Genomic DNA, 23,822 nt, shown 5'->3' on the forward strand with positions numbered 1-23,822 from the left:
GCGGGGAGAAGCGCGATGAGATCCACTCAGTTTAAGGCGACCCTCTTCGACGTGTTCAAGGCAGGGGTCACGGCGTCGATTCTGCTGACTGCCAGCAGCATATCTTGTGCTCAAGTCGTCAATCTGACAGCGAAGGCGACGACTGCCACGCTGCCCGATGGGCAGGCGGTGCCGATGTGGGGCTACACCTGTACGCCGGCTGCGGTTGCGCCGGCGACCTGCGCGGCCGCCAATCCGGGCGCCGGAGCGAACTGGTCGCCTGTGGTGATTACCGTGCCGCCAGGACCGCTGACGGTCAATCTCACCAATAGCTTGCCCGGTGCCGTGCCGACCTCGCTCGTCGTTGTTGGACAGTTGGGTGGCGGCCTGGGGACGACGGCGACGAACATGCCGAGTCCGCCGCATCCAACGCAAACCGCGACGACCTGGCCGATTGCCAGCAGTGCGAGCGGCGCGACATTTACGCCACCAGCGCAGGGCCCTCGGGTCCAGTCGTTCGCGACCGAGGTGGCGACCGGCAAGACTACGGCGCTCACCTGGAGCAACCTCAACCCGGGCACCTATCTGATCGAGTCGGGAACGCATCCGTCAATCCAGGGGCCGATGGGGCTATACGGCGTGCTGGTGGTGAAAGCGCCGGTCGGCGGCACCGTAAGCTGTCCGGTAGCGTCGCAGCGGTATCAGGCTTATACGAATCCGGCTATCTGCTATGACGCCGACGTACCGCTCGTGCTGAGCGAAATCGATCCCGTGCAAAACACAGCCGTCGCAGCGGCGGTGACGACGGCGGGCTTCAGCGAAACCCTGGCGTGGTCGGGTCAGCCCGGCGGCTGCGGCGATTCGAAGTCGACGGCGTTCGGCACCTGCTATCCGCCGACCGTGAACTACGATCCGCGCTACTACCTGATCAACGGCGTCGCCTTCGACCGGACCAATCCCGGCGGCTCTTCGTTTGCCGCTACCGCGCCCGTTGCTACGGGCCAGGTGCTCATGCGTTTCGTGAATGCAGGTTTGCGGATGCACGTTCCGTCGGTAGTCGGTGCACAAACCGGCAATCCTGTCGCTTCCGGTTTCTCGCTGATCGCCGAGGACGGCAATGTGTTGCCCGGCAATCCGCGAGTCCAGTCTGAAGTGTTTCTGGCGGCCGGCAAGACCTACGACGTGATGATGAACGCACCGGCCACAGGCGCAACGGCGCTTCCGGTGTTTGACCGCGAACTGAGCCTGTCCACCAACAATCAGCGTGACGGCGGGATGCAGGCCTACATCGCCGTCAATGGCGGCGCGCTGCCGACGTCGGGTGCGGCGAATCAGAATGCGATTGCCAATTCCTCCACCTACTTCTTTGTCCCTGGCACCACGCTGACCGTGTCGGACCCGGCCAAGGGCGTGAAAGCCAAGGACGTGAATGTTTACGGCGTGGAGGTCAAGACAACGACCACCGGCGGCGCGCTGACGCTGAACCCGGACGGCACATTCGTCTATGTGCCGAATGCCGGTACGACAGCTGACAGCTTTGTGTATCAGGCCAACGGCAATCCCGCGGTATCGGCGACGGTCACGCTATCAGCCTGCAGCGCCGGCAATGGCTGTCTGTCCGGCCCGCCGGTGGCCAGCAATGGCGCTTACGTCAGCAACATCGCGTCGCGGCTGCAGATCGGCGCGCCCGGCGTGCTGGCCAATGCCTCGGATCCGAAGGGGCTGCCGCTCACCGCAGCGATTTCGGGGGCAGTGACAGGCGGGACCGTCACGCTGAATCCGGACGGATCGTTCACCGCGATTCCGACGACGCCGCCGGTCGGCAGCAGTGCGACTGCCACCATGACGTTCAAATACACGGCAAAGAATTCGCAGAACACGTCGAGCACCGCCGCGACCGTGACGGTGACGTTCAAGGGCGGCAGCGGACTTATCGTCAAGCCGCTTGACGCGCCGAGCATGGCGCCGGGCAAGACCGCGGTTCAGCTTGCCGACTACCGCTGGATCATCGAGGAAGACCGTACGTTCCAGATCGATCCCGCATGCCAGACGACCGCGACAACGCGCCCGGCTAGCTGCCCGCCGCTGCCGGTTCCCAGCCTGGGCGCCAATTTCCACACCAGCTACATGCCGGTGGTGGCAGCAGGCTGTGTCGGCAAGGTCGCCTGCGAGTCGGGGCAAACCGTGTACGACCCGGCGAGCAACTCGCACTTGCCGGCCGTGTGCGATATCGGCAACGGCGTGTGCCGTACGACGGCTGCGCAACAGGTGCCGGTCAATCCGGCGCAGGTGTCGCTCGATCCGACCAAGCACTATTACATCTCGATCTTGCCAGGGGACGCCGGTAACAGCTTTGGGAATGGTGCAGGCACGCCGCAACCGGTCAATCCGGCGAACCCGAGCGGGCCGCAAAGACAGTTCGATATTTCCAAGGACTGCCCGTCGGGTCCCGGCGGCGCGGATTTTGCGCCGGGCACGGGTAAGTGCGGCCACACCATGGGCGGCGCTCCGATCGCACCCGGACAGACCACCGTCAACGTGCTGCTGCAGGAGACGCCGCTGGCGACCGCGAAGGTCTCGGTGTTCGTTTTCGAAGACGACGCCCCGCTGAATGGCGAAGTGGACGTCAGCGGCGGCACCGACACGTTCGGCACGGCGCGCGAACCAGGACTCGGCGGATTCGAAATCAAGCTCTTCGACGACGCGGGCGGCACTGGTGACGCGACCGGACAGATGACCTACGACATGTTCAACATGCCGCTGTCCAATTCCTTGCAGGGGACCATCGATCCGATCTCGGGGCTCAATGCCTGCCCGATTTCGACGTCGACCGACGGTCTCGTCGGCATGGTCCCGACGTGTCCGAAATTCGAATCGGATGGCAAGACGATTTCGCCGCTCGTCGGCCAGGCCATCATTGCCAACCTGATGCCCGGCCGGTACGGCGTCGTCGCGACGCCGGCAGCCGACCGGATCGGCAGGGGCGAGGAATGGCTGCAGACGAACACGCTGGACGGACAGAAGGCACACGACGCGTTCATCAAGGTGGGTGGGCCGGCTTACTTCCAGGAGTTTGGGCCCGCAGGCTTTCACGTGGCGGTTGGTTTTGCCAACCCGAAAATTATCAATGCCCGTCTGCCGATTCTGTGCGCGGGCGCGACATGCAACAACGGGCTCAAAGGCAGGGTAACGAACCTGCACTACAGCCGTCCGCCAAACGAGAATCTGTATGGCGCCGGCTCGCGCACCTCGCTGAGTTTCACGCAATGCTATATCAGCGTCGGCGATCCGGACGGCGAGGATGTTGCGTTCACCAAGTGCAACGCCGACGGGACGTTCAGTTTTAGCGGCTTGCCCGCAGGCACGTTCAGAATCACGATCTTCGATCAATGGAACGATCAGATCGTCGACGGGCTCGCAACGGCGGTGCAACTGGCGGGCGGCCAGACCACGGATGTCGGGGATATTTCGGTGCTCCAATGGCACACGAATCTCTATACCCGGACCTTCATGGACCTGAACGGCTCGGGTGTCTCGCAGGCGAGCGATCCGGGGCTCGCGCTGGTACCGACCAATATCCGCTTCCGCGACGGCAGCTATTCGAACTTCAACAACACGGACATGAACGGCTATGCGTCGTTTAACGAAGTGTTTCCGTTGTTCAACTGGTACGTCGTCGACACCGACGAAACGCGCTTCAAGCAGACTGGCGTGCATGTGGTGTACGACGCGGGCGGCCCGCCCGACGGCACACCCGGCGGCGGCACCTCGGCCATCGCTGCCAATTACGCCAACACGCTGGAATCAGCGACCTCGCACCTGCCGACGAATCTGCGGGTGCCGGGAGCGGTGTATTGCAACGATGCGGACTGCAAGGACCGCTCGGGTACGACTCCTTCGACCGGCAGAGTCGATCCGCCATGGGTAACCACGATGGGTTGGCAGGGCTTCTCCGGGCAGAGTTCCTTCATCGAGTTTGGCAAGGCGCAGTTTGGCGCGACTGAAAACGGCGGCATCCGGGGCGAAGTCATCTATGCATCGACGCGGCCGTTCGACGATCCATCGCTCCTGATCCACACGAGCTGGACGCCAGACGTGCCGAACGTCACGGTGAACCTGTATCAGGAGGGCATTGCGGCGGACGGCACCACCAGCCTGACGCTGGTCGACACGACGAAGACCGCCAGCTGGGATGACTGGGCGCAGGGCTTCCGCACCGACGGCGTGCCGAACATGAACTGTCCGGGACAGGAGACCACCGACCCGTTCTTCTTCACGTTGAAGGACACCACCCAGTGGCTCGACGCGCAGCATCGTGCGTTGCCGGCGCATTCGCAGTTCAAGTGCTACGACGGCATGCACGCGTTCAACCAGCTGCAGCCCGCGCCGTACGACGGCATGTACAAATTCCCCAGCGTGACTGGCCGGAATACGACGACCGGCAAGCCGACCGCGACGAACTGCACGGTCTGTGTGGCCAATCCTTCGGGCGACGGTACGCAGATGCTGCCGGCCGGCAAGTATGTGGTCGAAGTGATCGTGCCGCCGGGCTACGAACTGGTGAAGGAGGAAGACAAGAATATTCTCATCGGCGACAACTACATTGCACCGGTGACACAGCAGTTTGCTGGTCTGGGCAACATCTTCATCCTGCCCGACCAGGCCGCGGTGAACTCCACCTATAACCGCAACAACGGGCAGAATCCGACCGGGAATCTCGGCTCCAACACCTTTCCCCGGAATGAGGGCGACACGGGCAGCATTGAATCGTTCTGGCCTTGTGTCGGTGAATTGCGCATCGTGCCCGACTTCATCAGCCTGTTCCCGGGCTCACAGGAAGTCGCGCCTTTCGCGGGCGCCTCGCGGAACCTGTGCGACCGGAAGGAAGTGACGGTGTCCAACCAGATGACGGCGCTGGCGAAGTTCTGGATCTTCAGTTCGACGCACGTCGCCGCGCACTACACCGGCTTCATGCTGGATGACTTCTCTTCGGAGTTCGATCCGTATTCGCCGCAATTCGGCGAAAAGTTCGCGGTGCCGAACGTGCCGATCTCGATGAAGGATTTTGGCGGCAACGAAGTCGCTCGCACCTATACGGATCAATGGGGCATCTTCAACGGCTTGAACTATTCGACCTGGCAGGTCAATCCGCCGAACCCGACCGGCTATGCACCGACGATGATGGTCGCCTGCATGAACGATCCTGATATGCCCGATCCGGCGCATCCCGGCCAGACGATTCGCGACCCTCTGTTCAACCCGGCATACAGCCAGTTCTGTTACGAGATTCCGTTCATGCCTGGACAGACCCAGTACATGGATACGCCAGTGGTGCCGGTCTCGGCCTTCGCGGATGGCTACAACCAGCCGGACTGCGCGTACCCGGATGCCACGCCGGCGATCTCCAGCGTAACGGGCGACCCGATCAGCGGCGGCTCCGGACCGTGGGTCAGCGCTCCACTGCACACGCTGACCATCAACGCGCAGGGCAACGCGCAGGTGCCGAACCATGCCTACACGGGCCCGGCCGCGACCACCGCACCGTTCAACCAGAAGTTCCTCACGCGGCACTATGGCTTCGGGGCACAAAAGGGAACGGGATCAGTGACGATCGGCGGCGTGAATGCAATCGTGCAGTCATGGAGCGACACGCAGATCAAGGTGCTGGTGCCGATCCTGCTGCCGACGCAGTCGAGCTGCACGATCCAGCAGCGCGGCGTGCTGAACCCCACGTTCTGTGGTGAACTCGTCATCACGGCAGGCAACGGCAAGCGCTCGATCGACACGGTCACGGTCACGATCGGCGGCAAGACGCCAACCTATGTGAGTGGCGAGAACGCGACGAGCAACGCGATTCAGACCGCGATCGACAAGGCGGCCCCGGGCGACATGATCGTCGTCGGTCCGGGCGTCTATAACGAAATGCTGCTGATGTGGAAGCCAGTCCGCTTGCAAGGTGTCGGCGCGACCGCGGTGACCGTCAACGCGAACACCCACCCGTCGGGCAAGATGGACCCGTGGCGCAGACAGGTTGGCTGTCTCTTCGGCGATGCATTGAACGGCGGCCTGATTTCGTCGAGCAATCCGTACGATCCGACCGGCACGTATTCCTGTTCGACCGCGATGCAGCGCAAGGTGGATGCCATACCGCTCGAACCCGCCTCGGGATGGGATTTCAACCTCAACGGAAACCTGGCTGAACTGCTGATCGAGCCGACGCTGATGGGCGCGTATGAAGGTGCGGCCATTACCGTGCTCGCCAAGGGCGTAAAGGACGTGACGGTGGGCGGCGTGGCGCAACCCGACCCGAACTGCACGGCGAACGGCATTTGCACGCCGCTCACGGGACCGACCCTGCTTCAGCCGAACCCGCCGGATTGCACGAACTACCCGAGCAACTTCCTGTGCAATCCGTCGCGTATCGACGGTATGACCTTCACCAACAGTTCGCAAGGCGGCGGCGGGATCTTCCTGCACGGCTGGAACCATTACACGGAGGTCTCGAACAACCGTGTCTTCGCCAACGCAGGGACGCTCACAGGCGGTATCACGGTAGGCCAGGTGGAAACCGCCGATGCGGCCATCGCTGCGAACGGCGTCACGCAGTTGCCGTTCCTGCTCAACCAGCATGTGAACATTCACCACAACTCGGTGACGTCGAATGCTTCGTACGGCGACGAAATAAACTCGACCACGCCTTCATCAGCGGGCGGCGTGACCTTCTGCACCGGTGCCGACTACTATCACTTCAACTACAACTGGGTCTGCGGCAACATGAGTGCCGGCGACGGTGGCGGTGTCGCGCACTTCGGGTTCAGCTACAACGGCGACATCTCGCACAACTGGGTGTTGTTCAACCAGAGCAACAACCCGACGCTGCCCACCTACGGTGGCGGCATCATCGCCCAGGGCGTACCGCCTGACGGCACGTTCTGCGAGAACGCTACGGTGGACACCGATTGCGCGCCTGAGCTTTCAGACGGCATTGGCCCGAAGCTTGTGATCGACGGCAATCTGATTGTCGGCAACACGGCGGAAAGCGGCAAGGGCGGTGGCCTGCGACTTCAGAACGTCAACGGTACCGATGTGCAGCGCAGCCCGAGCAACCCGAGCGCGTGGTATTCGGTTCAGGTGACCAACAACATCATCGCGAACAACGTAGCCGGTTGGGCGGGAGGCGGTGTCTCGCTACAGGATGCGGTGGCCGTGAACTTCGTCAACAACACGGTCGTCGCCAACGACTCGACAGCGTCCGCAGGCGTGCTGTTCAACACGCCCGCGGCCACCCAGGCCAACGTCGGGCCGCCGAACTGCACGACGGTGGGATCGGAAACGACGTGCTCGCCGATCACGACGTCGACTTTCGAGCCGGCTGGGCTGGAGACCGCGCGCCACACGCAGAATTTCATTGTCGCGTTCACCAATCCGGGCGTGGCGTGTCCGGCGGGGTTGCCCAACTGCACGACGTTCTCGAACCCGGTGCTGACCAACAATGTGTTCTGGCAGAACCGTACGTTCTATATCACCGTGGGAGGAAAGAATCCGAATATCGCGGGCCTGCAGAACGCGGTCACGTTGAACCCGTCGTTGAATCAGGCAGGCAAGGCGACTGGCTTCTGCGATCCGAACGCAGTCTATTGGGACATTGGCGCGTTCGGCGACACCTCGGCCAGCAGTCGTCAAGCGGCTTTGACGATGCACCCGCAGTACTCGATTCTGACTGACGCCGCTGACTACCCGGGGGCGCACAACAGCAATCTGAATCCGGCGGTGGTGCACCAGTACTGCAACGGTTCGCGTGTGCCGCCGGAAGCCGGCGGAATCGGTATCACGGTGCCTCCAGGCATTGCCGATACGGTTCTTCCGAATCCGCTGTTCACTCTGATGCCGTCGGCGACGCCGGATGAAGGCAATCAGTGGATCAACATGTCGTACGGTCCGTTGTCGCTGTTCAACGAAGCGCTCACGTCGGGCATGACCGGCTACAACGTAGTACTGGGCAACTACTCGATCAATACCGGTTCGCCGGCAATCAATGCCGGCACGGCGACCGGTGCGCCGAATCATGACATCTTCGGCACGTCGCGGCCGCAGGGGTTCGGATACGACATCGGCGCAGTCGAGTTTGTGCAGCCAGGCCTGTTCGGCGGCGGCACCCCGATCGATCCGCTTGCGTTGGGCGGCTCGTCGGACGGCCTGCTCAGTCTGCTCGGCCTCGTCCAGGTGTTGACGCCGAAGCCGGCCGTGACACCGCCAGCGGCGGCACCGCTGATCCCGGCGCAGACGCAGCCGCCGGTCGTCAAGTGAGAGGGGCGCAGCAATGAAACTTTGCTTCTCCGTGATGAGGCCGGCGCTGCGGTTTGCGAGCAGCGTCTGTCTGGCCGCGGCCCTGGTTCAAGGGGCTTCGGCTCAGCAGAGCCCACCGGCAGCGCCCACGCTCAGGCACTCGCCGTATTTGCCGGTGAACATGTCGCAGCATGCGAAGAACTACTACGGGATGATGAAGGGCATCGACAACCTGAGCGTGCGCAGCACGGCATCGGGCAATCTGATTCGCTTCAGCTATCGCGTGACGGATCCGGTGGCGGCACATCTGCTCGGCGAGAAGAGCGCCACCGCCTATCTATACGGCGAAGCCAGTCACGCGCTGCTCGAGATTCCGGTCATGGACAAGATCGGCCAGCTTCGCCAGACCGGTCCGCTCGAAGCCGGGCAGGAGTACTGGATGGTGTTTTCCAACAAGGGCTGCCCGATCAAGCCCGGCGAGCGCGTCGACGTATTCATCGGTTCGCTTCATGTCGACGGACTGATTGTCGAATGATCGCGGCACGGCGATTTGCAACACAAATGGGGGAGGTGACTCATGTCTCGATTTCTTTTGAAGGCGATTTCGGCGGCCTCAGTGGCCGGTGTTCTGGCATCCGGCCCGGCTGCATTCGCGGCCTCGACCGCAGGAACGGCACAAGCCGCGGCGGCGAGTCACTTGAGTGCGGCGCAGATCGTCGAGCGGAACGTCGCGGCACGCGGTGGGCCTCAGGCGTGGCACGCGGTCAATACGATCACGATGTCGGGGCAGATCGAAGCAGGTGGCACGAAGAACACCAGGCTGCCGTTCACGATGACGATGAAGCGGCCGAACAAGAGCCGCTTCGAGATTCGCTTCAAGGAGCAGACGGCGTTTCAGGTATACGACGGCGCGCAGGGCTGGAAGGTCAGGCCCTTCCTCGGACGCAACGAAGTCGAACCGTATACCCCTGCAGAGGCTAAATCGGCAGCGGCATCGGCTGACCTGGAAGGGCCGCTGATCGACTATGCGAGTAAGGGCTCGCGGGTCGAAGCGCTCGGCATGGAATCTGTCGAGGGACATCGCGCGTACGTCCTGAAGTTGACGCAGAAAGACAATACGTCGCGCCGCATCTGGATCGACGCAAGCAGTTTTCTCGAACTGAAGATCGATGGCGAACCACGCAAGCTCGATGGGCGGATGCACAACGTCGCCATTTTCTACCGCGATTACAAGAAAGAAAATGGACTCGTCATTCCGCACACGCTGGAAACCGCAGTCAGCGGTGTCAAGCCGACGCACAAGCTGATGATCGAGCACGTCACGGTGAATCCGCCGGCGGACGACACCCTGTTCGCGAAACCGCAACTGGCCATGGCCAAAGTGCCGGGCCAACAGCCACAAGCGACTAGCCACTAGCCAACATCCGTGCGAGGTCCACTGCCATGACACGAATCGCACTGTGGGTGCTCATCGGCTGCCTGACGGCGGCGGTGTACGCGAGCGAGCAGATACCGGAGCACGATCTGAGCCCGGATCAGATCGTCGAGAAGAACGTCGCCGCGAGGGGCGGGCTCGACGCATGGAGGAAGATCCAGACGATGGTCTGGGTCGGGCACGTGGATAGCGCGAATACACCCGCGGAGGAATTGCCGTTTGTTCTCGCGCTAAAACGACCAAACATGACACGCTTCGAGATAACCGTGCTCAACCGGCGGGCTGTCAGAATGTTCAACGGCAAACAGGGCTGGAAAGTGAGTCCGAGCGCCACGGGCAGTGGGGAAGCGCGGCCGTACACCATGGACGAGCTGAGGTCGGCGCACGACGAGCAGGTCATCGATGGCTTGCTGATCGACCATCAGGCGAAGGGTGTCGATGTTGCGCTTGAAGGTGTCGAAAAGGTCGACGGACACGAGGCTTACCGCCTCGGCGTAAAGTTGCCTTCTGGTGTGACCCGTCATGTGTGGGTCGACGCACAGAGCTTTCTTGACGTGAAGTACGACCGCGCGGTGCGGGGCCCTCACGGGCCGATCACCGTTGAAGTGAAGTACAGCGACTACAAGAACGTCGAGGGTTTGCAGATACCGTTCACGATCGAAAGCGGTGTGGTGGCGGCCGGCAAGAGCGACAAGCTGACGATCGACAAGGTGTCGCTCAATCCGCCGCTTGACGATGGGATGTTCGCGAGACCGGCCTCGCAAGGCTGGCACAGTTCGGTCTCGATCAACGCCGAGCCGTCGACGCCGACGCCGCCCGCCCTGAGCCGGCCGAGCCCCTAGCCATGGACCGCGCCCGGGTCAGCCGACGTGCCATCGCGCGGGTACGATCGCTCGCGGCGCTCGTGCTCATTCAATGTGCCTTGTTCGCCGCGTTGACGGTGCCGGTGGGCAAGGCGAACGCTGCCCCGTCAACGCCGCAGGTTACGTCAGGGAACACGGGGGAAGCGATCTTCCAGAAAGGCGTGCTGGGTTCGGGTGACCAGCTCGAGGCGATGCACGACGGTGGCGTGAACCTGCGAGGCACCGCCGCGGCCTGCATGAATTGCCATCGGCGCAGTGGCCTCGGATCCAGGGAGGGGAATAACAACATCCCGCCGATCACTGACCGGTATCTGGTTCATCCTCGCGCCGATAGCCCCGATGATCTCGACATTCCCTACATTCCCGGCATGCGAACCAATCGCGAGCCTTACACCGACGCGACGATTGCAAGAGCAATACGCGAAGGGCTTGACTCGGAAGGCAAGCCGCTTGGCAATCTGATGCCGCAGTACGCGCTGAACGACACCGACATGGCAGCGCTGATCGGCTATCTGAAGCACCTCGATCGACGTGCGTCAACGGGTGTCACTGACACGGTGCTGCACTTCGCGACGATCATCACGCCGGACGCAGACCCCGTGAAGCGACGCGGCATGCTCGATGTGCTCAAACAGTACTTCGATGACAAGAACGTATTTCCGCTCGGTGCGACGCCGCCGCTGCGCTCTTCGCGCAAGATGATGTTCATGGTCAATCGCCGCTGGGAGTTGCATGTTTGGGAGCTGAGCGGACCGCCGTCGACGTGGCATGAACAGTTGAAGCGCTATCTGGCGGAGCAGCCGGTGTTTGCGGTGCTGTCGGGACTCGGCGGCAAGAACTGGGCGCCGGTTCACGAGTTCTGCGAGCAGGAGGCCGTGCCGTGCCTTTTTCCCAACGTGGAAGTGCCGGTCGAAACCGACCAGGATTTCTATTCCGTGTATTTTTCGAAAGGCGTGCTACTCGAGGCGGCGTTGCTCGCCAGGCGGATTCTCGACGAAGACAGTGGCAAGCCCATGCAAGCGAAGCCAAAGGTCTGGCAGGTCTATCGCACGGGCGACAGCGGCGAACGGGGTGCAGAGGCGCTTGCTGTGGCATTGAAGGGCCATGGCGTCGCGGTGTCGAGCCGCGCTCTTGCGCCAGGCGACAGCGTTGCGCGTTCCCTGCGCGGAATTTCGCGGCCCGACGTGCTGGTGCTATGGCTGCGTCCGCCCGATGTCGAGGCGCTTGGGCATTTGCCACCGCCTTCGGACACCGTGTTCATGTCGGGGCTGCTGGGCGGGCTCGATAGCACACCGTTGTCGGCGAGCTGGCGCGGCGTCACGCGCCTCGCGTATCCATTCGACTTGCCAGACGGACGGCGTGTCCGTGTCGACTATGCATTCGGTTGGTTCTCGATTCGCAAAATCCCGATGGTCGCCCCGCAGGTCCAGGCGGACACCTATCTCGCATGCGGTTTACTGGCGGAGACGCTTGGTCATATGGTCGATGCGTTCGAGAGGGATTACCTGATCGAGCGCATTCAGGACATGCTTGAACGCCGCATCCTGACTGGCTACTACCCGCGCCTGACCCTGGCGCCAGGGCAGCGCTTCGCGTCGAAGGGCGGCTATATCGTCCGCTTTGCCGGGCCGGACCGAGTCAGGCTCGTTGCCGATGGGGCCTGGATTGTGCCGTGACGATGTCGTGAGACGAGGCGTGGACCGGCGCGCAAGAACTCACGAGACGCTATCGCCTGCGCGGCCGGGCGTCTCCCCTACCGCAAGAATAGGACGTTGACCCATGTCGTTTCTCGTCGCCCATTTGCACAATGAAAACGTGGCGAAGAGCACAAATGCCTCATCGGAATGGATCACTGTAGTCGCAACACCTCTTTCTCACTTCGCTAGTTGCAGTCAGGCGCAACGTAGTAACGAAGTCAGTGACTTTTGCCGCCGTTGGTAAATGTGTGAAGCACGGCGCAGGGAGAGATAGCCATGGCAAAGACTATTATCAGTATTCCTGCATTTTATAGGATGCTTCACTGTGGTTGGGCGGCGATCTTGATGGCCCTTTGTCTGTTCCATGCTTCTACCGCACATGCTCTGCCTATATTCGCACGCCAAACGGGACAAAGCTGCGTGGCGTGTCACGCCGGTGGTCAGTTTCCCGAGCTCACGCCGTATGGGCGCATGTTCAAGTTGAACGGATATACGCTCGGCGAACGCACCATCCCGCTTGCTGTGATGGGAACAGTCGATGTGACCAAAACCCGGCACAACAACGACGCTAACGGCAATCCCATCTCGCCCAAAGACGGCAATCTGACATGGGATGCGGCCAGCATTTTCCTCGCGGGCAAGATCACCGACAAGATCGGCGCGTTCGCTCAATATACCTACACGAACTACGATCACCAGAATGGCGATGGCAGGTGGATCGGTAAATGGGCATCCGACAACACCGATGTCCGTTACGTGGAACGGATCATCGGCGAAGCGAGCGACTTCATACTGGGCGTAACGTTGCACAACAATCCGACTGTGCAGGACGCCTTCAATACTGCGCCTGCATGGAGCTACCCCTACCTTTCTTCGTCGACAAGCGCGGTTGGGTCGCCGCAGTTTACGCCGCTCATCGAGGGCGCATTGGCGCAGCAGGTCGTCGGCATTGGCGGCTACCTGTACTGGAACAAGTTGATCTACGCGGAACTGACTGCGTACAGCACAGCCGACGGAATCTGGTCGTTTATGAGCCATGGCAGCAAGGCCGGAGACCTGGCCCACCCGCAGACCTATCTGAAAGGCTACAACCCGTATTGGCGCCTTGCGCTGACTCGCGAATGGGGCGCGCATAACATCATGGTGGGGACGTTCGGGTTGCTTGCCGATGTCTATCCCAACGATCCAAACGCTTTCCCGATATTCACGCAGGGTGTAACCCGCTATCGTGATATTGGCGTGGATGCGCAGTATCAGTACCTGCTCGATCCGCATACGATTACCGCGCAGGCCCGCTACGTTCACGAGAACATTAGCGATCCGAATAATTTCGTTTTAGGCGACAGTCAATCAGCAAATCTCAAATCGATGCTGTTGAAAATGTCGTACATCTATCAGGCCAAGTATGGCGTGAGCCTCGCCTTCTTCAATGTGACGGGCAGCACCGATAGCGTGGCTTACGCCAGCAGCGCGAACTTTTCTCCTGCCACGCAGGGATGGATACCCGAGATCTTCTGGATTCCGGTGCAGAACATTCGGGTCGGCCTGCAATACACGCATTTCACCAAATACCTCGGGTCCCGATCCAATTACGACGGCACCGGGCGAAACGCATCGGACAACGACACGCTGTTTGTCTATTTATGGGCCGCGTACTGGTGAAATTTGGTGGTAAGGAGGTTCGTGACATGAAAACGTTGGCGCAAATCATCTCCCTTGGGATGCTGCTTGCAGGATCGGGCTGTCACGAATTGGATCGGTCAAGGGCGGTCGATAACCCGGCAGTCGCCGGAAAAACCATTGCTCTGCAGGTCTGTTCGAACTGTCATGGTGTGAACGGCGTCTCGGTGTCGCCGGCTTTTCCCAAGCTGGCGGGGCAACGAAAGGAATACATTGTCGATCAATTGACGGACTTCAAGACGCATGCCCGATCGGACCCGAACGCCAGGAGGTTTATGTGGGGTTTTACGCACTTGAGCGAGGCGCAAATCGACGAACTTGCCGCGTATTTTTCCAGTCAGAAGGCGGCTCTGGGTGAATCCGGAGACCAATCGCTGATTGGCGAAGGGAAAGCGATTTTTGTGTCCGGGTTGCCGGACAAGGGCGTCGCGGCATGCGTTTCGTGTCACGGCCAGCATGGCGAGGGAATGAATCAGTTTCCGCGGCTCGCCGGTCAACACGCGGACTACATCGTCAAGCAGCTATTGGTTTTCCAGAGCCACGTCGATCAAAGACCTCGCGGTGAGGTCATGAAGGCGGTCTGCGGCAATATGTCGGAGCAGGATATGCGCGCAGTAGCTGCCTTCGTGGAAGCGTTTCCGCCAGAAACCGAGGCAGCGGCCAGCCCGCCGGCCGATCAATGAACAAGTTGACTTACGTGTCGCTGCGCCCGTGGACGTGGCGATTCAGAGTCCAGGCCGTCCGTCTGGTCTGTGCAACGCGGATGCACCGTTGCACGGCAGCGGCACCGGCAAGAACGCCTGCGTCGTTGTTGAGATCGCCCCGGGTGGGGGCATCGGCGGCGATGTGGCGAATAGTTTGCGCTCCGTCTCCCCCCGGCGGGCGCTTTTTTTTCAATCTGCAGTGGAAACTTACGGAGCGAATCGGAAAGCGGGCGCTCAAGGTCGCAAGGGGTCTTCCGGTCACGTCTGGCGGCGCGTTTGCGCGACGGGGACCACCACCGGTTGAGCATGCCTTGCGGCCCGGCCGTCGAACGAAGCGCGTCTGGAAAGCAGTCAATTGTGTGCCGACGGCATCATGTCGACGCGATCGGCACAACGGAGAGCACCATGAACCTGACCCAATCGTCTCTTGACGCCGCTGCGCCGGACCCGGTGCCCGTGCTTAAGTGGGATGTCTCAAAGACCGCGGCTCAAACGGTGGCTCCGCTCGACGAGCGGCCGTTTCTGAAACGTCTCGGCGTCGTCGACTGGCTGTTCGCCGTCGTGATGGTCGCGGGCGCGGGGTTTGCGCTGTCGCGCTATCACCCGTTCATGAACTACTACGACAAACTGGTGCTGTGCCTGGCGGTGCCGGTGTTCGTCGTACTCGGCTGGCGCTGGAAGCCGGTGCGTCCGCTGATGGTGGGCATCGCCGCGCTGTCGCTGCTGGCGATCCAGATCTACCACGGCGATCTGACGCGCGCGGATAACGCGTTCTTCCTCAAATATTTCCTGTCGAGCCAGTCCGCGATTCTGTGGATGAGCGCGCTCTTCGTCTTCGCCACCGTCTTCTACTGGATCGGCCTGCTGTCGCGTTCACCGACCGGCGCCGCGATCGGTTCAAAAATGACGTGGGCTGCGGTGGTGATGGGCTTCGTCGGTCTGATGGTGCGCTGGTACGAGTCGTACCTGATTGGCGCGGACGTCGGCCATATTCCAATCTCGAACCTGTACGAAGTGTTCGTGCTGTTCAGCCTGATCACGGCGCTGTTCTATCTGTACTACGAGCAGCACTACAACACGCGTGCGCTCGGCGCATTCGTGCTGCTGGTGATCAGTGCGGCGGTCGGCTTCCTGATGTGGTACTCGGTCGCTCGTGATGCACAGCAGATTCAGCCGCTCGTGCCGGCGCTGCAGAGCTGGTGGATGAAGATCCACGTGCCGGCTAACTTCATCGGCTATGGCAGCTTCGCGCTGTCGGCAATGGTCGGCGTCGCATATCTGGCGAAAGAACGCGGCGTGCTGGCCGACCGCCTGCCGCCGCTCGATGTGCTCGACGACCTGATGTACAAGTCGATCGCCGTCGGCTTCGCGTTCTTCACGATCGCGACGATTCTAGGCGCGCTGTGGGCTGCTGAAGCATGGGGCGGTTACTGGAGCTGGGACCCGAAGGAAACGTGGGCGCTGATCGTGTGGCTGAACTACGCGGCCTGGCTGCATATGCGCCTGATGAAGGGCCTGCGCGGCGCGGTGGCGGCATGGTGGGCGCTAACCGGCCTGCTGGTGACGACCTTCGCGTTCCTCGGCGTCAACATGTTCCTGTCGGGGCTGCATAGCTACGGCAAGCTGTAAATGAATGCCGGAGCGCTCACACCCTTCGCCCGAAGCTCCGGCTTGGCGGAGCATGGTTCGAGCGGCGATACGCACTGCGGGTCCCTACCCATTCCGTTCGGCGAGCATTCCTACTTTTTCTCGTTGCCACTCCGCGCAAGAATGTAGTCACGGGTCCGGACGGACCCCGATCCACGGTCAGCGAGGTCGCCATGAGACGCATATACTTTTTGCTGCCGAGCACGCAATGTGCGCGGATGATTGTTGACGAGCTTCTAGTGAGGCGAGTCGATTGGCGGCATATCCACGTGATTGCCAACCATAGCGTACGGCTCGACGATTTGCCGGAGGCCACGCTTGCGCAGAGCAGCGACTTGCTTCACGCACTGACACGAGGTACAGCGGCGGGTTGCGCGACCGGCATGTTGACGGGCCTGGTTGCATTGGCTTATCCGCCGGCGGGCCTGACCATTGCGGGTGGCGTTGTCGTTGCGCTCACGCTCGCGGGCGCCGGGTTCGGCGCATGGACGGCGACGATGATCGGTGTCGATGTACCAAATACGCGGCTGAAACGGTTCGAAGAGGCGATCGAGCGGGGCGAATTGCTGATGATGATCGACGTCCCAAAGGACCGCGTCGAGGAAATTGAGGAGATGATCAAGCTCCACCACGCGGAGGCCGAGATCCGGGGAACGGAGCCGACCATTCCCGCATTTCCGTAATCTGTTCCCGGACTCGGCAACAGTACGACGAGGCCGGCGGCTGGTCGCGCCCGGATGTCATCGATATGGGTGCCGGCTTGCCGCCGGAGCGCGCAACGGTTAACCGGCTGCGAGCATGCGTCGATAGCGCTCCAGAACCCGTGGCACGTAAAGGCGCGTTTCCCGCACTGAGGGCACGCGATAGCCGGCCCGAATCACAGCATTTTCCCCGGCGTTGTACGCGGCCACGGTGAGTTCGACATCGTCCTTGAAGAGATCGAGAAGGAAGCGTAGATAGCGGGCTCCGGTCAGCACGTTGTCTCGCGGATTGAGCATGTCTCCACCGGCAAAGCGCCGTGCCGTCTCCGGCATGACCTGCATCAGGCCTAGCGCACCTTTGTCTGAAACCGCTTTCGGGTTGTATCGCGATTCGACGTCAATCACTGCGCGCAAGAGTTCGGGCTGAACGCGAAAGGTGCGGCTTGCTTCGTCGATCACATCCGCGAACCGCGACGCGTCGCCGCTCCCGGACGATGAGGCTTGCGCACGCTTCGCATCGCGTTCGGCAGGTGGATCGCCGGCAACGATGACGGCCAACCCTGCTTTGCCAGGTACGTTGGTCAGGATGATCGCACCGTTACTCGCCACCGCTCCAAAAATCTCTGCGCGTGCCACCCCCGGTGATGCCATGCCAAGCACCGCGCATGCGATGAGGATCGCGTTTTCCGGTCTGGATGAAGGGCAATGGCGCATGGTCGTGTTCTCCCGCACCTCAATTGTGGTGTGGAGAAATGCGCATCGGCAATGGGGCACCTCCCTACACTTTGAGACGCAAGACGGATGCATCGGAGGGCTGTACAAAACCGTTACATTCGTAATGCGTGGTAACCGTGGGTAATCGGACGCGTCATGACCTGGCGTATCCGTCGAGGGAAAATATTTCCGATTCTGATTGTTAATTGGCAAGTCCTGTCACGCTGACCGATTCGTCGCGCAATGTCTACTCTATCGGTATTGCTACTAATCTCCAGTCCTGGGAAAAACAGTTCAGATTTGAAACATACACGTAGCTATCGTCGGCCATTTCAAACGTCGTATGAATTTAGCAGGCTGATCAATGCTGGCTTGCAGAGACATGGCGCGAACCTTGCAACGGAGACACGCGTGCGGCGTTGCCGCCCGGCAAGTGAAAAATAAAGTTAGTAATTCGAAAGGATTGGCCGCAAGGAAAAGACGAGGCATGCGGTGGGTGCCGTTTGACGGCTGTACTGCATTGTCGCGACCGGTTCATGGTTGCCAGGGGTAAACACATGAATACCAACTGCCGTGTCGTGATCGCCGAAGACCACGATCTGCTACGGAACGGGCTGCGCTCGATGCTCTCGGCGCAGGGGGGCTATGACGTCATCGGCGAAGCGAGGGACGGCAAGGAAGCCTGTCAAATGGCGATGACGCTGAATCCCGATCTGATGCTGATGGACCTGTCGATGCGAGGTATGAACGGAATCGATGCTAGCGCGGCGATCAAACGCCGATCGCCGAACGTACGAATCGTCGTGCTCACGGTTCACCAGAGCGAAGAGTATGTGCGTGAGGCGCTGCGCGCCGGTGTCGAAGGCTACGTGCTGAAAGATGTCTCGTTCGATGAACTCCTGGTCGCGATGCGTATGGTTATGCAGGGGAAGAAGCATCTGAGCGCCGACGTGTATGGCTACATGGTCGACTCGTTCGTCACAGGCCGCGAGGCACCCGCGCCAAAGAAGGCGTGGGACATTCTGACGGCGCGGGAGCGCAGCGTTCTGAAACTGATCGCAGAAGGGCGCACCAACCGGCAGGTAGGGCAGTACTTGAATCTCAGTCCAAAGACGATTGAGAAGTATCGGGCCAGCATGATGCACAAGCTCAATATCGCCAATCTGACGGAATTGGTCCTGGTCGCTATCAGCATGGGTCTGCTGACTTCCCTGGCCGAGAAGTGTTCCGAGCCGAAAATTGACGACACACCTGTCCGATTGTCGGCCGATCTGGATCGACAGTCGGAATCGCCTGAAGACACGGGGTTGCCCAGGTACGGGCTGGGAGCGGGGCGTTGAGCGCGAACGGAAATTGCGCTAGGCGTTCCATGCCGCCGAGACCAGCGTTCCGCTCGTACCGAACGACTGGATTGAAAACGTGCCGCCGTGCGACTCGACCCGGTGCTGCATGCCGATGAGACCAAGCCCGGTTGTACAGGCGTCTTCCGTCGACAGAGAACGGTTTTCGTAGCCGATGCCATTGTCCTGAATCGTCATCAGGAGGCCGCCCGCAATACGCCGGAAACCGAGCGTGACTTCCGTGGCCGCTGCATGCTTGACGGTGTTGTTCAACGCTTCTTGGGCGAGTCTGAACATGTCGGCCTTCAGATGCTCCGGCACGTCCTCGTCGTCGACATCGCAGTTGAACACAACTGAGACGTTTTCGGCGCCGCGCTCGATGCGCCGGCATAGTGAACCCAAGGCGGCGGGCAGGCCGAGCTGATCGAGCATCAGCGGACGCAGCTCGCCGCATATCTGCCTCACGTCGCCGATCGTCTCGCGGATTCTGAGCACCGTTGCATCCAGCAGCTGGGCTGCGTCGTCGACCTGCCCGCGGCGTATCCGCATCAACGCATCCTCAGCCATCAGCTTGACGAGCGTCAATGCTTGCCCGAGGCCGTCGTGCAGTTCCGCTGCAAGGCGTTGACGTTCTTTCTGTTGACCCATAGTTAAATACGTCAGGTGGTCCCGCGCGCTCGCATCGGGCAAACGCGTGGCATTCGCAAGCTCGGGTCCGGAAACCAGTGGCTCCTCAAAAAGCGTCAGCAACGCACTGCGCCCGGTCTGGCCGGTGGGGACCGACTGCTGGTGCAGCATGAGCTGGATCGGCTGGCCGGTGCGGCCGCCGAGTACCGTAGGAAAGGAGTGAAATTCTCGATGAGCGCTCACGGACAATTCGCTCGCGAGCGGCGCGCAAGAGCTGGCCGGCGCCATGTCGGCGAGTTGCTTGCCGACCAGGTCGGCATTCGAGTAGCCGAGGAGGGCAGCCGCAGTGCGGTTTGCCGACAGGAATGTTCCATCCGGCGTGAGAAGGGCAAGTGCCGCGCCGCGCGCATCGGTGACGCTGGCGGTACCTGGCTCGTGGGTCCGGGCCGCGATGCAAAGCTTGCGCATGGCCTCGATCAGGTCGGCCAGCTTTATCTGCAATCCCGTGGGCTCGTTTGCATCCATTGGAGCTCCCGATGCGTTTTCTTAAGGAAACCTTAAGGCTATAAGTGATTGTAGGCCTCGATTGACGCTCGCTGCAACCGGGCAAGTACTGAGTCGCGATGTGGGGACACCCCGGCTGAACGAGGCGGGTTTTCCCGCAGGCGGACATGCCCTACCGTGCTTTGGGGGCTCTCATCCAATGACGCTTGCGCGCAAATTCATGAGACTGAACATGCACGGTGGCGCGCCTTTCATGCGCTCACGCGGGTATCGACGCCGTGCTCATGATACTTCTGGAGCCAGCGATGAGAACGACCAACGTAGTCCTGATCGGCGCGGTCCTGCTAGCCGGCGCCGGACTGGCAGGTCCCGCGGCATGGTGCGCGTCTGCCGCAGACGCTGCCGATGGCGCCGACGCGCATATGCATCATCACATGATGTCGGGGACGATGCGCTCCACAGTCGACTACACGCTGCCGCCGGTGAAACTGGTCAGGGACGACGGCAAGACGGTCTCGTTGATCGATGAATTGAATGACGGCCGGCCGGTGATCCTGACTTTCATCTACACCACGTGCACCACTATTTGCCCGATGGTCAGCCAGACGCTCGAGAAGTTGCAAAGCGAGTTGGGCAGCGACCGGGACAAGGTGCACATCGTGTCGATCTCGATTGATCCTGAGCAGGACACGCCGGCACGACTTAGAACGTATGGAGCCCGATTCGACGCTGGCCCCGAGTGGCAGCACTACACCGGCACGGTCGAGGCCAGCATTGCGACGCAGCGCGCCTTCAACGTCTATCGGGGTGACAAGATGAATCACACGCCGGTTGCATTTGTGCGGGCGGCGCCTGGAAAGCCGTGGCTGCGTATTGACGGCTTCGCGACGCCGGCGGAACTGCTGAGCGCCTACCATGACGCTGTCGCGTCCAACTAGCGGCGCACGGTGCAGACAGGAGCGACGAAATTGGCAAAACAGCACCGTGTGCTGATTGCGGAGGATCAGCATCTCTTGCGCAGCGGCCTTTGTCGCATGGTGTCCGAACTATGCGACTACAGCATCGTCGGCGAGGCGAGCGACGGACTCGAGGCATACCGTCTTGCGATTGCTACGATGCCCGATCTGATCCTGATGGACCTGTCGATGCCGGGCGGCAGCGGTTTCGAGGCGATCGCCGCAATCAAGGGCCGCGCGCCGCAGATCCGCATTATCGTCCTCACCGTTCACCGCAGCGAAGAACATGTGCGAGAGTCGTTCGCCGCGGGTGCCGACGGATATGTGATCAAGGATGCGTCATTCGAAGACCTCGTCGGCGAGATGCGGCTTGTCATGCAGGGCAAGCGCAACACGAGTCTCGACGTTTGCGGTCGCTGTGCCGGTGCACCGGACTTCGCTTCGGCTACCCGGCAAAAAGCACACCTCTGGGATGCGTTGACCGGCCGTGAGCGGTCGGTGCTGCGACTCGTTGTCGAGGGACACACCAATCGGCAGGTCGGCGAGCACCTGAAGCTCAGCCCGAAAACGATCGAAAAGCATCGCGCGAATCTGATGCGCAAGCTGGGCATCACGAACGTGACAGGTCTGGTGCGCATCGCGATCGACATGGGCGTGCTGACGCTGCCGGACGATGAGCACGTGCATCACCCCTCCGTATAAGCGCGGCGCAACTGGAGGGTCTTTACCCATGTCTTTGGACGGCTCTCCCTACTTCTTGCCCGTATCGACCTGAACAAGAATGCATTCAACGGCTTCGGCAACGCCGAAGCGGTGGGTCGTTACAGGGGGAGCCGTGTACAACGAATTGTCCTCTATCAAGCCCGGCATGCCCGGGCGTCCGTGGCAGTGCGTCCGCCTTGAAAGGGGCGCGCGACGCAGCCACGGCTTCACGCTGCTCGAGCTGCTTGTGGTGATGGTCATCATCGGCTTGCTGGCAGGTCTCGTTGCTCCTCGATATTTCGAACAGGTCGGCAAGTCGAATACGAAGATCGCGCGCGCGCAGATTGTCTCGCTCGGGCAGGCGCTCGATCAATACCGGCTGGATGTCGGTTCCTATCCGTCGACCGAAGAAGGGCTGCAGGCACTGATCGCCAAACCGCAGGACGCGGCGCATTGGAGCGGGCCGTATCTGGCGAAGGCGGTGCCGGTCGATCCGTGGGATCGACCGTACCAGTATCGTTCGCCGGGCGAGCACGGCGACTACGATCTGTTTTCGCTTGGCAAGGATGGACGAGGCGGTGGCGTCGGCGAGAACACGACCGTCTCTTCGTGGTAACGGTGCACCGCGCGGTTGCCGCGACGCCGGGCCAGTAGTGGATTGTTTGCAAGGAGAGTCGACGTGAAGTTCGTGCTGCGTGTTTTCGATACCAGTGGTGCGGTTCAGACGCTTCGCATCGATAGCGATTCTTCGTCGACTGCGGCGTCGCTTGCACGCGCCCGCGGCCTTCGTGTCGTATCGGTTCGCGCAGACGCGAGCCGGCGGCGCCAGGGGAAAAACTGGGCGGCGCTGCCCGGCGGCAGATTCAACGTCGAACTGTTCGCGCGCGAACTGGCGGCATTACTAGATGCAGGCGTCGGCGTCGTCGATGCATTGCGCACGCTCGGGGGCAACGAGCGCCGCGAGGCATCGGCACAGGTCTATCGCGAACTGTTGCGGCTACTGGAAGAGGGGCAGTCACTCTCCGCGGCGCTCGAACACGCGAGCCACATCTTTCCGCCGGTGCTTGTCGCCTGCGTGAAAGCCAGCGAGCAAACCGGCGGCCTCGCGGATAGTTTGACCCGCTATTCGCGCAACAGCGCGATGCTTCACGAACTGCGCGGCCGGGTGGTGTCGGCAGCGATCTATCCATCCGTTCTGCTGCTGGTGGGCGCGGCGGTCGTGCTGTTCCTGCTGGGTTTCGTCGTGCCGAGGTTCGCGACCTTGCTCGAGCACAGCGGGCGTGAGCTCCCGTTGCTCTCGCGCTTGCTAATCGCCTGGGGCAGCATGGTGCACGCCCACGGGGCGGAGTTGAGCGCGAGCCTCGCTGTGCTGGCGGTGGCGGCCGGTTTCGCGCTGCGCAGACCGGCGGTCCGGAGCTGGATCGCCGATCGCATGTTTGCCCTGCCGGGCATTGGGCAACACTTCCGCATCTTTCGCCAGTCGCAGTTTTATCGCACGACCGCCATGCTGGTCGACGGCGGTATTCCCGCTGTGCGCGCGTTCGATCTTGCGCGTGGGCTAGTCGGCCGCGCGGACCAGGCCGCACTCGCGGACGCCCTGCAGCAGGTGCGCAACGGCACAAAGATATCCGACGCGTTTCAGCAGGGCGGACTCGCCAACCCGATTTCCTATCGACTCCTGACGGTGGCGGAGAAGACCGGCGGCCTTGGACCCGTTCTCGACAGAATTGCCGCGTTTCAGGAGGCGCAGGTGTCTCGCACGATCGATCTGATCTCGCGTTTGATCGAACCCGCGATGATGATTTTCATCGGTGTGGTCATCGGTGGAATTGTCGTGCTGATGTACATGCCGATTTTCGAAATCGCATCGAGCATTCAATAGACCCTCCTGGAGAAGACACGTGGATACCTTCAGCACGATTCCGGCAAGCCTAAATGTCGAAACGCGTGTCGAACCGCGTGTCGAGTTGCGCGAGGCACTGCGAAC

The 23,822-nt window shown here is 61.5% G+C and carries 16 protein-coding genes; 14 read left to right on the forward strand and 2 right to left on the reverse strand.

The window, feature by feature from the left end; genetic code table 11:
• Nucleotides 1-15 precede the first annotated feature (15 nt).
• The 9 genes from KHO30_RS12810 to KHO30_RS12850 all read left to right on the forward strand — a co-directional run bounded on the left by KHO30_RS12810 (nt 16) and on the right by KHO30_RS12850 (nt 16,974).
• Nucleotides 16-8,286, forward strand: a complete 8,271-nt coding sequence (locus KHO30_RS12810; protein WP_211701206.1) for a choice-of-anchor Q domain-containing protein — start codon at nt 16-18, stop codon at nt 8,284-8,286.
• 13 nt (nt 8,287-8,299) lie between these two features.
• Nucleotides 8,300-8,800: a hypothetical protein gene (locus KHO30_RS12815; protein WP_234486809.1), complete on the forward strand. Its 501-nt coding sequence runs from the start codon at nt 8,300-8,302 to the stop codon at nt 8,798-8,800.
• Nucleotides 8,801-8,842: 42 nt separating this feature from the next.
• Nucleotides 8,843-9,682, forward strand: coding sequence for a LolA-like protein (locus KHO30_RS12820; protein ID WP_200620120.1), 840 nt, complete (start codon nt 8,843-8,845; stop codon nt 9,680-9,682).
• Nucleotides 9,683-9,708: 26 nt separating this feature from the next.
• The gene (locus KHO30_RS12825; protein ID WP_200620121.1) at nt 9,709-10,542 is read left to right on the forward strand and encodes a LolA-like protein; all 834 of its coding nucleotides are present in this window, start codon (nt 9,709-9,711) and stop codon (nt 10,540-10,542) included.
• A 2-nt stretch (nt 10,543-10,544) separates the two neighbouring features.
• Nucleotides 10,545-12,239, forward strand: a complete 1,695-nt coding sequence (locus KHO30_RS12830) for a c-type cytochrome (RefSeq protein WP_211701207.1) — start codon at nt 10,545-10,547, stop codon at nt 12,237-12,239.
• 441 nt (nt 12,240-12,680) lie between these two features.
• Nucleotides 12,681-13,922 carry a cytochrome C gene (locus KHO30_RS12835; protein ID WP_244179262.1) on the forward strand — a complete coding sequence of 414 codons (1,242 nt, stop codon included), beginning with the start codon at nt 12,681-12,683 and terminating at the stop codon, nt 13,920-13,922.
• A gap of 26 nt (nt 13,923-13,948) precedes the next feature.
• Nucleotides 13,949-14,623: a c-type cytochrome gene (locus KHO30_RS12840; RefSeq protein ID WP_211701208.1), complete on the forward strand. Its 675-nt coding sequence runs from the start codon at nt 13,949-13,951 to the stop codon at nt 14,621-14,623.
• Between the two features lie 426 nt (nt 14,624-15,049).
• Nucleotides 15,050-16,273 carry a c-type cytochrome biogenesis protein CcsB gene (ccsB, locus tag KHO30_RS12845; RefSeq protein ID WP_093633294.1) on the forward strand — a complete coding sequence of 408 codons (1,224 nt, stop codon included), beginning with the start codon at nt 15,050-15,052 and terminating at the stop codon, nt 16,271-16,273.
• Nucleotides 16,274-16,464: 191 nt separating this feature from the next.
• Nucleotides 16,465-16,974, forward strand: coding sequence for a DUF1269 domain-containing protein (locus KHO30_RS12850; RefSeq protein ID WP_093633293.1), 510 nt, complete (start codon nt 16,465-16,467; stop codon nt 16,972-16,974).
• Between the two features lie 99 nt (nt 16,975-17,073).
• On the opposite strand, the gene KHO30_RS12855 is transcribed toward KHO30_RS12850, so the two are convergent.
• Nucleotides 17,074-17,706, reverse strand: a complete 633-nt coding sequence (locus KHO30_RS12855) for a lytic transglycosylase domain-containing protein (protein WP_093633292.1) — start codon at nt 17,704-17,706, stop codon at nt 17,074-17,076.
• 557 nt (nt 17,707-18,263) lie between these two features.
• On the opposite strand from KHO30_RS12855, the gene KHO30_RS12860 reads away from it, so the two are divergent.
• Nucleotides 18,264-19,046: a response regulator gene (locus KHO30_RS12860; protein ID WP_093633291.1), complete on the forward strand. Its 783-nt coding sequence runs from the start codon at nt 18,264-18,266 to the stop codon at nt 19,044-19,046.
• An 18-nt stretch (nt 19,047-19,064) separates the two neighbouring features.
• Here KHO30_RS12860 and KHO30_RS12865 read toward each other — a convergent pair whose 3' ends face one another.
• On the reverse strand, nt 19,065-20,198 hold the full coding sequence (locus KHO30_RS12865) for a sensor histidine kinase (protein WP_200620125.1): 1,134 nt from the start codon (nt 20,196-20,198) through the stop codon (nt 19,065-19,067).
• 284 nt (nt 20,199-20,482) lie between these two features.
• On the opposite strand from KHO30_RS12865, the gene KHO30_RS12870 reads away from it, so the two are divergent.
• From KHO30_RS12870 to KHO30_RS12885, 4 genes are all read left to right on the forward strand, one after another.
• The gene (locus KHO30_RS12870; protein WP_093633289.1) at nt 20,483-21,115 is read left to right on the forward strand and encodes an SCO family protein; all 633 of its coding nucleotides are present in this window, start codon (nt 20,483-20,485) and stop codon (nt 21,113-21,115) included.
• Nucleotides 21,116-21,145: 30 nt separating this feature from the next.
• The gene (locus KHO30_RS12875; protein ID WP_211701209.1) at nt 21,146-21,835 is read left to right on the forward strand and encodes a response regulator; all 690 of its coding nucleotides are present in this window, start codon (nt 21,146-21,148) and stop codon (nt 21,833-21,835) included.
• A gap of 166 nt (nt 21,836-22,001) precedes the next feature.
• A complete protein-coding gene (gene gspG, locus KHO30_RS12880) occupies nt 22,002-22,451 on the forward strand; it encodes a type II secretion system major pseudopilin GspG (protein ID WP_200620156.1) in 450 nt (149 codons plus the stop codon).
• A 63-nt stretch (nt 22,452-22,514) separates the two neighbouring features.
• Entirely contained in the window at nt 22,515-23,717 is a 1,203-nt protein-coding gene (locus tag KHO30_RS12885) for a type II secretion system F family protein (RefSeq protein WP_093633286.1), read from the forward strand.
• Nucleotides 23,718-23,822 lie beyond the last annotated feature (105 nt).

The sequence above is a fragment of the Paraburkholderia aspalathi genome (assembly GCF_905220735.1).
GTDB lineage: Bacteria > Pseudomonadota > Gammaproteobacteria > Burkholderiales > Burkholderiaceae > Paraburkholderia > Paraburkholderia aspalathi.

What these genes read in the sequence shown, in the direction of transcription:
- KHO30_RS12855 (WP_093633292.1), bottom strand. Translation starts at nt 17,706, where the DNA reads ATGCGCCATTGCCCTTCATCCAGACCGGAAAACGCGATCCTCATCGCA.
- KHO30_RS12840 (WP_211701208.1), top strand. Translation starts at nt 13,949, where the DNA reads ATGAAAACGTTGGCGCAAATCATCTCCCTTGGGATGCTGCTTGCAGGA.
- ccsB (WP_093633294.1), top strand. Translation starts at nt 15,050, where the DNA reads ATGAACCTGACCCAATCGTCTCTTGACGCCGCTGCGCCGGACCCGGTG.
- gspG (WP_200620156.1), top strand. Translation starts at nt 22,002, where the DNA reads ATGCCCGGGCGTCCGTGGCAGTGCGTCCGCCTTGAAAGGGGCGCGCGA.
- KHO30_RS12830 (WP_211701207.1), top strand. Translation starts at nt 10,545, where the DNA reads ATGGACCGCGCCCGGGTCAGCCGACGTGCCATCGCGCGGGTACGATCG.
- KHO30_RS12850 (WP_093633293.1), top strand. Translation starts at nt 16,465, where the DNA reads ATGAGACGCATATACTTTTTGCTGCCGAGCACGCAATGTGCGCGGATG.
- KHO30_RS12870 (WP_093633289.1), top strand. Translation starts at nt 20,483, where the DNA reads ATGAGAACGACCAACGTAGTCCTGATCGGCGCGGTCCTGCTAGCCGGC.
- KHO30_RS12865 (WP_200620125.1), bottom strand. Translation starts at nt 20,198, where the DNA reads ATGGATGCAAACGAGCCCACGGGATTGCAGATAAAGCTGGCCGACCTG.
- KHO30_RS12810 (WP_211701206.1), top strand. Translation starts at nt 16, where the DNA reads ATGAGATCCACTCAGTTTAAGGCGACCCTCTTCGACGTGTTCAAGGCA.
- KHO30_RS12860 (WP_093633291.1), top strand. Translation starts at nt 18,264, where the DNA reads ATGAATACCAACTGCCGTGTCGTGATCGCCGAAGACCACGATCTGCTA.
- KHO30_RS12820 (WP_200620120.1), top strand. Translation starts at nt 8,843, where the DNA reads ATGTCTCGATTTCTTTTGAAGGCGATTTCGGCGGCCTCAGTGGCCGGT.
- KHO30_RS12815 (WP_234486809.1), top strand. Translation starts at nt 8,300, where the DNA reads ATGAAACTTTGCTTCTCCGTGATGAGGCCGGCGCTGCGGTTTGCGAGC.
- KHO30_RS12825 (WP_200620121.1), top strand. Translation starts at nt 9,709, where the DNA reads ATGACACGAATCGCACTGTGGGTGCTCATCGGCTGCCTGACGGCGGCG.